Below are 15285 nucleotides of genomic sequence, written 5' to 3' on the forward strand. Positions count from 1 at the left end.
GACTCCTGTTAGCTTAAGGTGATGAGGAGCTCTGCGACGGTATCCACCGCCGACTGTGCGTGCTCGCCGTTGGCACTGACCGTGACCTCAACACCCTGATATAGACCTAAAGTTTGCAGTTTAAACAGACTCTTAGCGCTAGCCTGCTTGCCTTGACATTCAACGATAATATCACAATCATAGGCTTTTGCTGCCTTAACCAGCAGGGCTGCTGGACGGGTATGAATGCCATGTTCGGCCATGATGGTGACAGTCTTTTGGTACATAAACGTGCTCTTAGATAAGACGGGTTTTACGCCTGATAATGAATGATTTGATAGTTGGTTTTTTTGAGCGCCGTAATGGCTTGTTGCAGCTTATCCTTTTTCACCAGTATATAGTCGGTATCGAACGTTGAGATGGCGAAAATACTGATCTTAGCTTCGGCCAGGGTGCCAGAGACACTGGCGAGGATCCCCGTCATGGAGAACCCTAGCGGACCGACGACCTCAAGACAGCGCCAATCGCTCTCTTCTTCCAGGCTGTCCAGAGGCAACTCGGCAGGGACCACCACAGAGAGTTCATCTTTGGTTTTACCGATGAAAAACATGGGCTGACTGAATACCTCTGGCGCTAACTCGCTGTCCGGGCTAAAGCTGTGAATACTGTATAGCTGAGGATGAACCGCTAACGTCATTCGAGCCATGGTAATGTGATCCCATCGATGCTGAAAATTCTAATGTCGTTAAGCTTATCACAGATTTAATCCCCGCTGTCGAGCTTTGCGCGTGGATTTTTACCGAACTGACCTTGATGAGTTGTTGATGTTAGAGGATTAAAAAGGGGAGCCGTTTGGCTCCCCTTAATTCAATCGTTACCGGTTAAGGTTACACCTTAAACTGGCCTAATATTTTGGCACTGGTTTGACTGATTTGGCGCAGAGATTCGGCGGCAAGACGATTGCTTTCATTGGCGGCGACTGACACTTCTGACAATTCGGTAATGCTGCAGATGTTGCGATTGATCTCTTCTGTTACCAGAGATTGCTCTTCGGTAGCACTGGCCAGTTGAGTATTCATATCGCTAATGTGGGCGATCAGTTCCAAGATGGTTGATAGTGACTCACCAACGGCCTGGGCTTGATGCTGTAGCTCAACCGATTGAGTTTGAGTATCGCTGTTGCTATGCATCACGTTGGCAACACCGTTTTGTATATCGGTAATGATCTTCTGGATCTCATTGGTGGAGTCTTGGGTGCGATTGGCCAGGGCGCGCACTTCGTCTGCTACCACGGCAAAGCCGCGACCATGGGTACCGGCGCGGGCGGCTTCGATGGCCGCATTCAAGGCTAATAGGTTAGTTTGATCGGCAATACCGCGGATCACATCTAAGATACTGCCTATCTGCTCAGAAGAGACGCCCAGATGTTGAGTGATACTTTCGGCATTTTTCAGCTCCTGTACCAGACGCTGAGTGTTCTGTACCGTGCCATCCATCTGCTTTTTACTTTCTTGTGCCTGCTGTTTGACACTGGTGGCGGCATCGGCAGCTTGTTGTGTGTTGGTGGCCATTTCATGGGTCGTAGACAGCATCTGATTGATGGCGGTTGCTACGCTGCTGGTTTCCTGGTGCAGATGGTCAACGCTGGCGTTGGATTCGCCAACGGCGTCAAACAGGCGGTCTGCATCTTGATTCAGTGATTGTCCAACAGGCTGTAGATCAGCCACCATCTTATTGATCTTGCTCACGAAACTATTGAAAGCGATGGCGAGAGAAACGACCTCATCTTTGCCTTTTGTCGGCAGTCTTTTAGTGAGGTCGCCTTCACCTTCTGCGATATCTTTCATGGCATCGATAGCCTGATTCAGTGGTGAACTGATGGAGTGATTTAGCACTAGGAAGAAGGCAAAGATAGGCGCCGAAATCAGGACCATGATACCTAAGTAATCAAACATCACACTGTAGGTGGTGTCGTTGACATCACTCATTTGGGAGGTTGTCACCAGTGTCCATTGCCATGCAGGGAAGGTGCGCGCTTCTACCAAGGCTTGTTCTTGTTTGCCTGTAATGGGATTGAGCATTTCTATGCTTTCTTTTGCGACGCCTTTTGCCTGAGCAGTATTCAAGAGTCTGTCAAAGGCTCTGCCTCCCATGCTATCGGCAAGGGATGAAGCCTTCATCCCGAGCCTATCTGGGCTGGCGCCATTGGCGAGCAGGGTATGGTCTTTATCAAATAGTAGGAAGTAACCAGTCGTGCCATATTGGATCTGGTTGACCAGATTGGCTGCCTCGGTTTTGGCCTCATCGGCAGACAGTTGCTGCTGCTCTACCTGCTTGTGATGGCTTGCGATGATACTTAAGAGTGTTGATAGCTGCGCATCGTTTTGTACCCATTTCTGCTCGATCAGGTTATTGCGTTGTTCGTTGATCGAAAAACTGGCAAATACAAAAGTGCCTATCGCGGCAAGCACTAACATAAAGATCAAACGTTGAAGTATGGTAAACCTTCTGAGGAGCTCTAGCATGTGACGTCCTACTTACGGTCCAGTTGAATGTTGCAAATATACAGGCTAACCAAGATGATTAGAATCAATAGTCAATCCATTGAATACCTAATGTTAATTAGTTGGACGTGGCTCACGCAAATATGTAAACAGAAGGTAATTTTTTAGCACTTTTATGATGTTTTTTTGACGTTTTTGTAATCAATTTACTGACGCCAACAGCGCCAGTTTCTAAGGCCATCTAAGGGGGCTAATGAGTCAATAAACTTGCGGTTTTTGTTACCTCTGAGTGAGAATCAACTAATCCTCTGTTTTGATTTTGATTTTTATCATAAGAGAGCGCAGAATGGAGTATGACTCTTTTTTACTTATTATGAGCTTATGACTTCACAAGTGATCACATCCGACGATATTTTACTTAAACTCTGTAACTCAGTGTGCCATGTGCTATCTAGTACGACTGCCAGTGAAGTGAGCCATGCGGCCATGGTGCAGAGTATCACCAAGACCTGTTTGAAGCCCGATTTAGGCTGCTTTTCCATCTTCGATGGTGGCTTCTCTGGTCTGGTGGTGATCAATTTCTCAGCCCCTGCGGCGGTCGAGATCTATCAGGCTTATATGAAACAGATGGGGATGCCTGAGTCTGAGCTGGCGTTTTCACATACCTCTGATGAGGTGGGTGACGTCATGGGCGAACTGATGAACCAGATCCTGGGGTATTTTATCGTTAAGATGAACAAGGAGCTGCAAACCTCGATTAATCAGAGTCAGCCTAAGATGCTGACCATCAACAAAGAGCTGACCATCTCTATTGATACTAACCTAGATGAAGCCGTGGCTCGCCGCGTCGCTTTTAAAACCGCTAGAAATCATATCTTCTATCTCGAGTTTGCCATGGATAAGACAGAGTTCATCAAACTGGCAGAGTTTGAGCATGAAGAGGATGATCCCGATGCTTTACTGGCCCAGCATGGTCAAGGCAGTAAGGCAAATGACAGCTCTTGGTCGGCTGCAGTGAATAGCGCCGTGGTGGTGGACGATTCAGATGATTTGATGAAGGAGCTTGGGATATAATTCAGGGTCTAAGGGGACGAGTCTTGGCTCGTCCTGCTGATTTTTTACAAGGTCGCCAATAATTATGACAACCAAAGCCACCTCTATCGATATCGCATACCGTGCGGGTGTGTCGCAATCAACCGTGTCACGCGCGCTAAGAAACAGCCCTCTGGTCAATGAAGAGACCCGCCTTAGGGTTCAGGCCATTGCCAAAGAACTCAATTATAAGGTCGATAAGAATGCCAGTAATTTGCGAACTCAAAGCAGCCTGACACTGGCCTTGTTGTTGTGTGAAGACCCTACCAACGATGATTCGTTAATCAATCCCTTTTTCCTCTCCATGCTAGGCTCCATTACCCGGGCCACCGCTCAGCAAGGCTATGACTTATTAGTTTCCTTTCAGCAGCTTAGCAGCGACTGGCATGCTGACTATGAGGACAGCAATAAAGCCGATGGCATTATCTTGCTGGGTTACGGTGATTACATGGACTATGAGGAGAAACTGGACAAACTCGCGGCGCAAAATACCCATTTTGTGATCTGGGGACCGGCGCAAAACAAGTCCTCAGTTCTCTCTATTGGCTGTGATAATCGTCAGGGGGGCATGCTCGCCACAGAACATCTGCTGGCTAAGGGCCGACGTCACATTGCCTTTATTGGCGATGCGTCCAGCCATAGCCCTGAGTTTCAGGCCAGATATCTTGGTCATCAACAGGCGCTTAAGGCGGCGGGTGTCACCTTGCAAAAAAGCCTACAGTTTGATGCCATCAGCACAGAAAGTTCTGGTTTCGAGGCGACCAATCAGCTGTTAGCGCAAAAGCGTCCCTTTGATGCCATCTTTGCCGCCAGCGATCTCATTGCTATAGGTGCCATACGTGCGCTTAAGGAAAAAGGACTTAGGGTGCCAGAGGATGTGGCCGTCGTAGGCTATGACGATATTCCCGTGGCAAGCTTTGCCAATCCGCCGCTGACCACCATCAAGCAAAATACCAAGTTGGCTGGTGAGATCTTGGTGGAGAGTCTGCTGAAGATGATCAAGGGCCAAGAGGTGAGTAACCAGTTGATCCCCACCAGCTTAATTGAACGGGAGTCTTGCGGCGAATCCCGTTAGCCCTGCCACCTACGCATAAATTGATCTAATTGTTGTTTAGGTTGGCGCTGAAGGGCTAGCATCAGCTCAAAACTGGGAGCAGGGCAACTCCATCTGTTTATGACCGCATCGTTGAGCGCCAGCCATAACGAGGCTGTGACCTCGGCATCATTGAGGGCGCGGTGAAACACCCCATCGTTTTCGATCGCGAGATAACTGACTAAGGTGCCAAGCTGATGGTTGGGTGAGTTTTGAAACAGGCGTCTTGCCAGCAGGAGTGAACAAGCAAATGGTTGGGATTGCTCTAGGTTAATGCGGGCAAGTTCTGCCGCCAAAAATTTCTGATCGAAACTGGCATTGTGAGCCACCAGGTGACTGCCATCAATAAAGTCGGCAAAGTCGCTCATGACACTGGCCACGCTTGGTGCCTGCTCCAACATCTGATTGCTGATCCCGGTATATTGTTCGATAAAACTGCTGATGCGAAACCCGGGATTCATCAACTCTTGAAACCTATCGACCACGACTCCTTGCTTGAGTTTTACCGCACCTATCTCGATGGCGCGATCGCCCTGTTGGGGGGAGAGACCTGTGGTTTCGAAATCCAGTACCACTATAGATGACGCGGCAGACATAACTGATCCTCTGATGGTGTCGAGCACGAAATAAGAAAAAACCCTAACAACTTACATTGTTAGGGTTTTTGGTAAAGAAGGTTTAGTTAAGCAGTAATATTACTTCTTAGCTTCTCTTTCTTTAACTTCAGCGATAACTTTCTCAGAAACACTGTTTGGACATGGTGAGTAGTGTGAGAACTCCATAGAGAACTGACCACGACCAGAGGTCATTGTACGTAGAGAACCGATGTAACCGAACATTTCTGAAAGCGGTACGTCAGCCTTGATACGAACACCAGTCACACCAGCTTGCTGATCTTTGATCATGCCGCGACGACGGTTAAGGTCACCAATTACGTCACCTACGTTGTCTTCTGGGCTGAATACGTCAACTTTCATGATAGGCTCAAGCAGTTGCGCGCCAGCTTTTGGCATAGATTGACGGAATGCGCCTTTAGCAGCGATTTCGAACGCGATAGCTGACGAGTCAACTGCGTGGAAAGCACCGTCAGTCAGTTCTAGTTCAACGTCTAGTACTGGGAAGCCAGCAACGGTACCAGTCTGCATCATGCTCTCGAAACCTTTTTCAACAGCAGGCCAGAATTCTTTAGGTACGTTACCACCAACAACAGATGACTTGAACGTGAAGCCAGAGTTTTGCTCACCAGGACGGATGGTGTAGTCGATCTTACCGAACTGACCAGAACCACCTGACTGCTTCTTGTGCGTGTAGCTATCAGAAATTTCTTGAGTGATAGTTTCACGGTATGCTACTTGAGGCTCACCAACGATTAGGTCAACGCCATAAGTACGCTTCAGGATGTCTACCTTAATGTCTAGGTGAAGTTCACCCATACCCTTAAGGATGGTTTCGCCTGAATCTTCGTCAGTTTCAACGCGGAATGATGGATCTTCTGCGATCATCTTACCGATAGCGATACCCATTTTCTCTGAGCCGCCTTTATCTTTTGGCGCAACAGCGATAGAGATAACTGGCTCTGGGAATACCATGGCTTCAAGAGTACAAGGGTGCTTAACATCACACAGAGTGTGACCAGTTTGCACGTTCTTCATACCTACGATAGCGATGATGTCACCAGCTTGAGCTGATTCAAGTTCGTTACGCTCATCTGCTTGCATTTCACACATACGGCCGATACGTTCAGTCTTACCAGTTGCACTGTTAAGAATGGTATCGCCTTTGTTGATGCGACCAGAGTAGATACGTACGAAGGTCAGGGCACCGAAACGGTCATCCATGATCTTGAACGCAAGCGCTTTTAGTGGCTCGTCAGCTGAAACGATAGCGTGTTCGCCAGTTTCGTTACCTTCTTCGTCGGTCAGAGGCTGTGGATCAACTTCTTGTGGAGAAGGTAGGTAATCAACAACTGCGTCTAGTAGAAGCTGCATACCTTTGTTCTTAAACGCAGAACCACAGTATGTTGGGAAGAAGTGCATGGTACGAGTACCTGCACGGATACAACGCTTGATGTCTTCCATAGATGGCTCTTCGCCTTCCATGTAAGCTTCCATCAGGTCGTCGTCCATCTCAACGGCAGACTCGATCAGTTGCTCACGGTATTCTTCAACAAGGTCAACCATGTCAGCAGGTACATCTTCGATGCTGTAGTTTTCAGCTTGTCCAGTTTCGTCCCAAACCCATGCTTTACGGGTTAGTAGATCGACAACGCCCTTGAACTCATCTTCGATACCGATAGGCAGTACCATAACGAGTGGGTTAGCCGCAAGAACGTCTTTAGTTTGCTTAACAACGCGCAAGAAGTCTGCACCCATACGGTCCAGCTTGTTTACGAAGATGATACGCGCAACTTCAGATTCGTTTGCATAACGCCAGTTGGTTTCTGATTGTGGCTCAACACCACCAGAACCACAGAATACACCGATACCACCGTCTAGTACTTTTAGAGAACGATAAACTTCAACTGTGAAGTCAACGTGGCCAGGGGTGTCGATGACGTTGAAACGGTGATCGTTCCAGAAGCAACTTACAGCAGCAGACTGAATGGTAATACCACGCTCAGCTTCCTGTTCCATGAAGTCGGTTGTAGATTCACCATCATGAACTTCACCCAGCTTATGAATCTTGCCGGTTAGCTTTAGGATACGCTCTGTTGTGGTGGTCTTACCCGCATCAACGTGAGCGAAGATACCAATGTTTCTGTACTTTGATAAATCAGTCATTTTTCTACTCTATTGGAGTTACGTTCTAAAATTCGGGGGGAAGTATATCAATACTTTTCAAATTTTTTTATTCATTTTTATCAATTTTGCTGAAATATCATCTTTATCTCGAGAAATTACCCACTCTTTGATGTCTTCCCCCTGAAGCAAACCCATAGCGGGACTGGTTTTCGGTCATAAAAAGAACATGATGTTATAACCCGAAAATTCGTTATATCTTTTTATATGTTGCTGTGCTGTGCTGGGCAGAAAAAATCCGCGCCGGGTTTATTTTAAGAAAGACATTCTTCCCCAGCTTACTGCGGTATAGGATTAGATAGCCTGTGTTTGTGTGGGAGGGCTAAAACGAATTCAACCCTTTATGGGTTAAGCAAAGGTGTATTTGTCGTGCTAAGTTAATCAAGGTGAAGGCAAAAGTTTGGAGAAATGCATGGTAAATTCGTTGCTTAGGCGTTTGATGGCTCACAGCTTTGCGTTCCATAAGATCAAGGCTCACGTTTTATCTGCTTTCGTTTTTCAGGCGCAGGTTTTAAGAGCCAGTGTGTTAAATACCAGACATCTTATTATTCGCTGTGCAGCCTTTGGCATCTCATTTTTGTGGGTGATTAGCGCCGTACAGGCACAAGATCTTGAGCCGCGCAGCTATACGAATCTTCCGATTGGATTAAATTTTGCTGCCCTTGGTTATCTTCATTCTGAAGGGGAGGTATCGCCATCTCCCGGCGCAGCAATCTCAGATGCCAGTTTGACGATCGATACGCTCGTCTTAGCCTATGCCAGAACTTTTTCGCTGGCTGAACGAAGTGCCAAGTTGGATCTGGCTCTTGCTCGCAGCTGTTTTCAGGGCAGCGCCATGCTTAATGGTGAGCGCGTCGAGGCCGATCGCTGTGGCTATAACGATCCCAGTGTTAAGCTGACCTGGAACTTTTATGGTGCACCGGCCATGGACGCGAAAACCTTTGCCTCCTGGCAGCAGGGAATCGTGTTGGGCACAAGCCTAGAGATCACGGCACCCTTGGGCAGTTACCAGTCTGAGTATCTCCTTAATGCCGGCGCCAACCGCTGGATATTTCGCCCAGGGCTGGGCCTTTCCCATAAGCTAGGTCGCTGGTATTACAATCTAAGCGCTTCGGTTCGCCTCTATGGCGATAACGCATCCTATTTGGGCGATACAAGGTTAGCGCAGGAACCGCAGACCAACCTGCAAGCGCATCTTATCTATACTTTTTCGCCCGGGCACTGGCTGGCGTTAAACGCTAACTATTTTTTTGGCGGGGAAACCAGCAAAAACGGCTTATCCTCCGGGGATGGTCAAAATAATTCCCGCTTTGGCTTAACTTACTCCCTGGCCCTTACAGCGCGAAGCAGTATAAAGCTCAATGCCAGTACTGGTGTGCTCACTCGATTTGGTAACGACTTTGACTCCTTAGGCGCCTATTGGTTGTATCGCTTTTAATCTGACTGAATGTCATCGTCTATCAATAAGTGGCGGCAAAATAAAAAAGCCAGTCGATGAGACTGGCTTTTTTATGAATGGGTTTAAGGGTGAGAGGTAAGGGTATCGGTCACGCTTGGATAGTGGTCCCAGACTTTAGCATCGGTTAAGGAACGCACCATCTTGACGTATTCGGCGTGAGTCCAGGCTAGCGGCGTGGCTGAGTTGGTACCTTGGCCAAGCTGATAGTTAAAGCGGGTACTGTCGCCAACGCCATCCCAAACCTGTTCGGGAAGCATCAGGCCGTTGTTGGCAAAAGCTTCCATCCCTTTTACATAGGTGTCTATGAGTTGCTGTTTCTTAGCCGCATCCAGGCAGTCTGTTGCAATGGCCTTAGCCAGTTCAAAATGGGCGCGCTCGCCGGTAAAGAAAGGCCATACCCGGCCCCGTTGGCCAGGCGTATTGCTGCCATTTTCGGCGTAGTTGCCGCCGGTTTGCGTATCTTCACCATAGCCGTCATTGCCATAGCGGCGAAATCCTGGGAAGCGAGTACCATCTTTGGCGGTAAACTCGTAGCGCACCCTGAGGTTATCTTCGAGCTTTGTATTGTCAATAAGCTTAAGGGTGGCATTGATCCTGGCATCGGTCGCCGGTTTAACCCCATAGCGCACCATCTCCAGGAAACCACCATCTAATATGAGACGCTGATCCAGTCCGGCTCTGCCGTTGTTATCGGCAAGCTTATCGGCCTTATCCGGTGTGCCATTAGGCGCTAGGCGCAGATAGTAAGGTGCCTGGGTACCGTCACTTGCACTAAGCATGGGGCTTTGGGTCACCATAAGGGTGTCCAGCTTGGCGGCCATCTCTTTAGCGGTGGCCAGGTAGCGCTCGGCGGCGGCGAGATCTTGCGCCTGTTTGGCGATATCGCTGGCGCTAATTAAACCTGCAATCACGGCGGCGGCTGTCGAAGGCGAGTAGCCTTGCTGCTCTTCCCAGCGTTCCTGTTGTGTCTTAAGCGGGACTATCTGGGTATGGTTCCAGTCAAGGTTTACTTCACCGCCCGTTACCAGAAAATCGGCCGCAGGCTTCAGCATGGTTTGATACCACTGGCTAATTTCTTGATCGCTTAACACGCCGGCGTGCCAGAGTTTCCATCCCAGCATGATAGGCATCGCGGTTTGATCTAACTGTACGCCAACCCATTCGATTTGACCGTCGACATGAGTCTTTTGCAGGAACCAGCCTGGAACGCCTTCATAGCCAGGGGTCGCTTCGCTTACCTGCACTTTTTTAAGGTATTCAAAGGCGACCTTAGGGGTTTGGGTATCGCCCATGGCTAAGAAAGCCATGGCGCATTGGTAGAAGTCTCTTGGCCAGACGGCCTTGTAGCCGGTCGAGCCTTTGACCGCAGAGACAGTGTCGCCCCAAGGGTTAGACAAGGAGGCGATGAGGGCGCCGGCATGGGTTTTATCTTCCTGAGCCTTAAGAACAAGCGCGCTGGCATACAGGAGTTTCCCTGCATCGGCTGTGTTGGCTGTCATCGCCTCAAGCCCAGAGAGTTGCTGCAGATAGTCCTGCCAGCCAATGGTATCTCCCTCGCCGTTGTAGGCCGCCAGCACCGCATCATAGCCCGCATCAAGAGTTTTCTGGGCAGTTTGCTCGCTGCTAGCTTGATCTTGACCAAAGCCGAATACAAAGGTAGTGCTCAGGCTGATATTTTCGGCATCGCCGACCTTAAGCGTAGGCAGCGCCGCGGTCATGGCGACATTGCCCAAAGTCTGTTTGTCCGCACTGGTGTGGCTGTAAAGGTTGTTTAACTCACCGTTAGCCTTTAGATCGCTCAGGCCGTCAGATACGCCGACAAACCCGACGCTGGTCTGGCTAAAGGGGAGGTCGGCGCGCACGGTCAGCACGCTGGAATCCTGGTTGCCGGTATAGGCATAGAGACTATTGCCATCGGCGCTCACGCTGGCAATATCATTGGCGCCGCTATTATCGATATGCGGGTTGACATAAAGATAGGGGGTAATGCCCGGCTCAAAGGCGGTAAAGAACACCTTCATCACTAAGCTGTCACGATCGGGATCGGTAAAGAAGTGTTTCTCTATCTGATACTTGCCTTCGATATCCTTGTTAACCACCTTGTAGGCTAATGACAGGGGACGACCTGCGTCATCTTTATGCAGATAATCTATGCTGGTGATGGTGTTCTCTTTCTCGGTATCGACAAAGCCATTACCTGCGATGATAAATTGTGCCTCTTTTAGCTGGGCGTTATGGATAAGGCCATACATGGTTTCGGTCAGCACGCCTTGAGCCAGAGAAAACCAGACGCGGCTGACCGGGTTGGCCTGGGTGTCTAGATAGCGCCCGGCGCTTTGCTCTGTGGTGACATAGGGTTCATAGGATGTGCCTATGCCGGTTTTACCCGAGAAGGCCCAGGTTGGCTCGGCGCCAGGTGCACCTGGTGCTATGTTGAGGCTTGCGGCCGCAGCCACTTGCTTTGGCGCAGGCTGATCCGCACCGCCGCAGGCGCTTAGCAGAGTGCCTAAGGAGAGGGCGATTAAGGTGCGAGTAAAACGTGCAGGCTTAGACGTCATGATTAGGTTCTCATCTGTTTTATTGTTATGGGTAAATGCGGTTATGCTAGGCGGGATTGATTGCTCACGAAGAGCACGCTGATCCCGGATAAAATCATAAAGCAGCCGCCCATGATCAAGGCAAAGATAGGTTGGCCGTCGAAAAAGGTATTTAAGATCACCCCTAGTACGCTAGCAGCTAGCAACTGTGGGATCACGATAAAGAAGTTAAAAATCCCCATATAAACGCCCATTCGCGCCGCAGGCAGTGCATTGGACAGCAGTGCATAGGGAATAGAGAGGATAGATGCCCAGGCAATACCGACACCTATCATGGGCAGCCAAAGCAGAGCCGGATCCTGAATAAAGTAGAAGCTGATAAGGCCCAGCCCCCCGCAGCAAAGATTGATCAGGTGGGTCACCTTGAGGCCCACCGCCATTGCCAGCAACGGGATCACTAAGGCGGCTAGGGCGGCAAAGCCGTTATAAGAGGCAAATAAGATCCCGACCCAATCGGCGCCATCGTTATAGGCCTTAGACAGCACATCTTGAGTACCATAGTGATAGTCAGTGACCGCCGCCGTGGTGTAGATCCACATAGAAAACAGCGCAAACCATGAGAAGAACTGCACAACTGCCAGTTGACGCATCGCCTTTGGCATATGAAACAGCGCATCGACCACGCTGAATACCATGCCTTGCTTGTGTCTGGCCTCAGGCGCGATCCGCTTTAAAGTGACGGCGCAAAACCATTGCAACGGGCCGAAGGCAAATATGCCGATCGCCAGCAGATACAGCTGTTTATCCAAGGACTGTAGAAAGATCACTGCGGTAAACAGGGCGCCGAGCACAGTCCAGATGAGTGCGCCTTTTTGGTAAGCCTGCCAGCTGCGATCATGTTTAAGGGTTATCTGCTCGCTGCTTGACTGCTCAAAGCGGGCCAGTTCTTCTGGTGAATACTCTTTGCTGGTGAAGACGGTCCAACTGACCGCCAGTAGTAACACTGTGCCGCCGAAATAGAAGGCGTAACGGACAGAGTCGGCGATCTCACCTTCTGGCGCGGTATTGGCCACATCGAAGTAATTGGTCAGCAGATAAGGCAAGGCCGAGGCCACCACGGCGCCCACACCGATGAAGAAGCTTTGCATGGCATAACCAAGGGGACGTTGTCGACTCGGCAGGTTGTCACCCACAAAGGCGCGAAAAGGCTCCATGGCGATATTAATTGAGGCATCCATGATCCATAACATTCCTGCGGCAACCCAGAGCACAGGCGAGTGAGGCATGATAAAGATGGCCAGTGTGGTGAAGATAGCGCCAATCAGGAAATAGGGGCGACGGCGACCCAAACGGCCCCAGGTGTTGTCGCTCATATGACCGATTAGTGGCTGCACCAGCAAACCGGTCAGTGGCGCGGCGATCCACAGAATAGGGATATCATCGATAGAGGCGCCTAATGTTTGAAAGATACGGCTCACGTTGGCATTTTGCAGGGCAAAACCAAATTGGATGCCAAGGAATCCAAAACACATGTTGAAGATCTGCCAGAAACTTAAGGCCGGTTTGACAGTCAGGGGGCTTTGTACTGATGGGGCGTTCTGTGACATCCAATGTTTCTCTTTATAATTATTTATCGTTTTTGCCACGCCCGGAAAGGGTGGGTGCCAAATCTATTGTATGGAAGTCGGTCGAGTGAAAAAAGTGGCGAATACACGCTTCCCTCAAACGGGTATTCGCCTAAAGCTAGGGTTCTACTTCTCTAGGCTTATTCACTAAGCTTAAGCCCTGATGAGTAGATAGAGACTCTAGTGCTAACCTCATCATGCCTTCAGTGCCTGATGGGCTAGCGTCGACCTGGCCAATTTCATAGAGAGTTAACACATGAAATTAAACACCATGGCATGTTAACCCTGAGCCGATTTGACCTACAACCGATTACATACGTATTCATCAAGGCGTATTAACCTTTGCGTAGCTTGCTGTTAACCTACTGCGCGTCTTGGGGGTTAGGGTTTATTCTATAATTACCAGGGTGTTAGCTTAACTTTTCGCCTGGGTGGTTTTAGCGTGGATTCAGTTTTGTAACATAGCGCAGCGGAGGGGATAAAAAGGAAAACGCGAAAGTGTTTCTCCCGCGTTTTTCCCGGTTGAGGTGCTGTTCGATAAGGGCTTAAGGTTTGGCGTTCTCGGTCACTGGGCGAAAGAATGCGCCAGCTGCGCCGGGAAACACCACAGGGCTGGTGTTGCCGTTATAGCCGACAGCAGCCACCCCATAAAGGTAGTTATCGATCACCATATTGCTCAGGGTAAAGCTGTCGACCTTGCCGACAAAGCGGCTGTGGGTCCATTCTGGCTCAGTGGTTTTACGCCAGTAGATGCGGTATCCGGCGACTTCGGCGGTCGGATTAGCCTGCCAACTTATATTGGTATCGGCCGACACCTGGCCTGTGATCGCCACTTGGGTTGGCGGCGCTGGCGCCCAGGCCATAGCCGCCAGGCTAATGGCATTGAGAGCGGTTAACTTAGCCGCGTAGACCTCATCGACGCCCTCTATGACATCACCATAGGCGATACCATCTTCAACACGAATATCCTGGTGTTGGCGATGATAGTTCTCGTTGGTCTCCATGATACGCACTGCAGGGTATCCCGCCTTATTAAAGGGCAGGTGATGGCCACCGCGGCCGAAGCGATCGAGACGGTAGATGAGCTGCACATCTAGGTTGGTCATATATTGATCTGCCAGCTGCTTGATGTGCCTGGCTAAGTTGCGTGACGCCGAATCGTTCTCGCCACCGCTAAAATATCGCTCTTTGGCTTCCTTCTCTGTTTCGGCGATCCGCACGCCTTCAGAAAAGATCCGTACCGTATGGTTACTGACAACGCCATTAATCCCCGCAATGTTGCCTATCATGTCGTTGTTAAGCACGGCTTCGACCTGCCAGCCTTGCTTCTTGGCAAAATCGGCCAGACCCGCGCCGCCGTATAGCCCTTGTTCTTCACCTGAGAGCGCGGCATACACTATGGTGCCACCAAACTGATATTGACTCAGTACGCGCGCCGCTTCCAGGGTGCCTGCAACACCCGAGGCGTTATCGTTGGCGCCGGGGGCAATAGAGGTGGCATCCATGACATCACTGACACGCGAGTCGATGTCGCCGCTCATCATTACCACGCGATTAGGGTCTAGCGTTCCTTTTTGAATCGCAATGATGTTCACCACTTTGGTTGGATTTGGGATCCGTTTTCCCGATACCGTGACGCCCACTTCAATCACTTCCAGGCAGTGGCCGCAGTCGGCTGAGATACGTTCAAGTTCTGCCTTGATCCAGTTTCTGGCCGCACCTATTCCTTGCTGAGGATCGGTTTGGCTGGAGAGGGTATGACGAGTGCCGAAATCGACCAGGGTTTGTATATCTTTCAAGATCCTTGAGGCCTGGGGCGCGCTGGCAATATCGTACAGACGGAGATCTTCTTCTGAGGGCGCTGTGTAGCTGGCGGCATTTAAAGGCGTCGCTGCTGGCGGCGCGGCAAAGCTGCTGGCAGTCATTGTGGCAAGCAGCAAGAGCGGTAGCTTAAGGTAAGGAGTGGCTTTCATTGTCATCTCTTATTCTTTTTGTGGTTGTTAGGGCTTGAATGAGCTCATGGGGACGCCTTAGCGATAACCATGGAGAAAATACCTTAGCAGAATAACAGCACAGCTTGGGCGAGCAATGTCGGCTTTAGTCGTAAAAAAGTGGAGGAGAGGGCAAGAAAAAGGTAAATAAATGTTGCTGATAATCACTTGCAGATCCACCTGCATGGCGACGGCAATCGTGCGCCA

The 15285-nt window shown here is 49.8% G+C and carries 11 protein-coding genes; 3 read left to right on the forward strand and 8 right to left on the reverse strand.

Annotated elements, in window-relative coordinates; genetic code table 11:
* Positions 1–8: 8 nt before the first annotated feature.
* The 3 genes from L2712_RS05140 to L2712_RS05150 all read right to left on the reverse strand — a co-directional run bounded on the left by L2712_RS05140 (position 9) and on the right by L2712_RS05150 (position 2504).
* Entirely contained in the window at positions 9–266 is a 258-nt protein-coding gene (locus tag L2712_RS05140; protein WP_088904702.1) for an HPr family phosphocarrier protein, read from the reverse strand.
* A 26-nt stretch (positions 267–292) separates the two neighbouring features.
* Positions 293–685, reverse strand: a complete 393-nt coding sequence (locus tag L2712_RS05145) for an ACT domain-containing protein (RefSeq protein ID WP_033538387.1) — start codon at positions 683–685, stop codon at positions 293–295.
* A 181-nt stretch (positions 686–866) separates the two neighbouring features.
* Complete coding sequence (locus tag L2712_RS05150; RefSeq protein ID WP_248977093.1) at positions 867–2504, reverse strand: methyl-accepting chemotaxis protein; 1638 nt, start codon at positions 2502–2504, stop codon at positions 867–869.
* 360 nt (positions 2505–2864) lie between these two features.
* Between L2712_RS05150 and L2712_RS05155 the strand changes: the two genes are divergently transcribed.
* On the forward strand, positions 2865–3557 hold the full coding sequence (locus tag L2712_RS05155) for a DUF3334 family protein (RefSeq protein WP_033538389.1): 693 nt from the start codon (positions 2865–2867) through the stop codon (positions 3555–3557).
* Positions 3558–3621: 64 nt separating this feature from the next.
* Positions 3622–4650, forward strand: a complete 1029-nt coding sequence (locus L2712_RS05160) for a LacI family DNA-binding transcriptional regulator (protein WP_033538390.1) — start codon at positions 3622–3624, stop codon at positions 4648–4650.
* Here the strand turns inward: L2712_RS05160 and L2712_RS05165 are convergent.
* Together L2712_RS05165 and fusA are read right to left on the reverse strand one after the other, a co-directional pair.
* Positions 4647–5264: a 3'-5' exonuclease gene (locus L2712_RS05165; RefSeq protein ID WP_248977094.1), complete on the reverse strand. Its 618-nt coding sequence runs from the start codon at positions 5262–5264 to the stop codon at positions 4647–4649. The two genes, L2712_RS05160 and L2712_RS05165, sit on opposite strands and share 4 nt — an antisense overlap.
* Positions 5265–5363: 99 nt before the next feature.
* Positions 5364–7448, reverse strand: a complete 2085-nt coding sequence (fusA, locus tag L2712_RS05170; RefSeq protein ID WP_248977095.1) for an elongation factor G — start codon at positions 7446–7448, stop codon at positions 5364–5366.
* A 541-nt stretch (positions 7449–7989) separates the two neighbouring features.
* Here fusA and L2712_RS05175 point away from each other — a divergent pair.
* Positions 7990–8904, forward strand: a complete 915-nt coding sequence (locus L2712_RS05175) for a transporter (RefSeq protein WP_248977096.1) — start codon at positions 7990–7992, stop codon at positions 8902–8904.
* A gap of 83 nt (positions 8905–8987) precedes the next feature.
* Here L2712_RS05175 and L2712_RS05180 read toward each other — a convergent pair whose 3' ends face one another.
* The 3 genes from L2712_RS05180 to L2712_RS05190 form a co-directional block, all read right to left on the reverse strand.
* Positions 8988–11483: a glycoside hydrolase family 15 protein gene (locus L2712_RS05180; protein WP_248977097.1), complete on the reverse strand. Its 2496-nt coding sequence runs from the start codon at positions 11481–11483 to the stop codon at positions 8988–8990.
* Between the two features lie 41 nt (positions 11484–11524).
* On the reverse strand, positions 11525–13069 hold the full coding sequence (locus L2712_RS05185) for an MFS transporter (protein WP_248977098.1): 1545 nt from the start codon (positions 13067–13069) through the stop codon (positions 11525–11527).
* 563 nt (positions 13070–13632) lie between these two features.
* Positions 13633–15066: a M20/M25/M40 family metallo-hydrolase gene (locus tag L2712_RS05190; RefSeq protein ID WP_248977099.1), complete on the reverse strand. Its 1434-nt coding sequence runs from the start codon at positions 15064–15066 to the stop codon at positions 13633–13635.
* Between the last annotated feature and the right edge of the window lie 219 nt (positions 15067–15285).

This window comes from Shewanella marisflavi (genome assembly GCF_023283925.1).
GTDB classification, from domain to species: domain Bacteria; phylum Pseudomonadota; class Gammaproteobacteria; order Enterobacterales; family Shewanellaceae; genus Shewanella; species Shewanella marisflavi.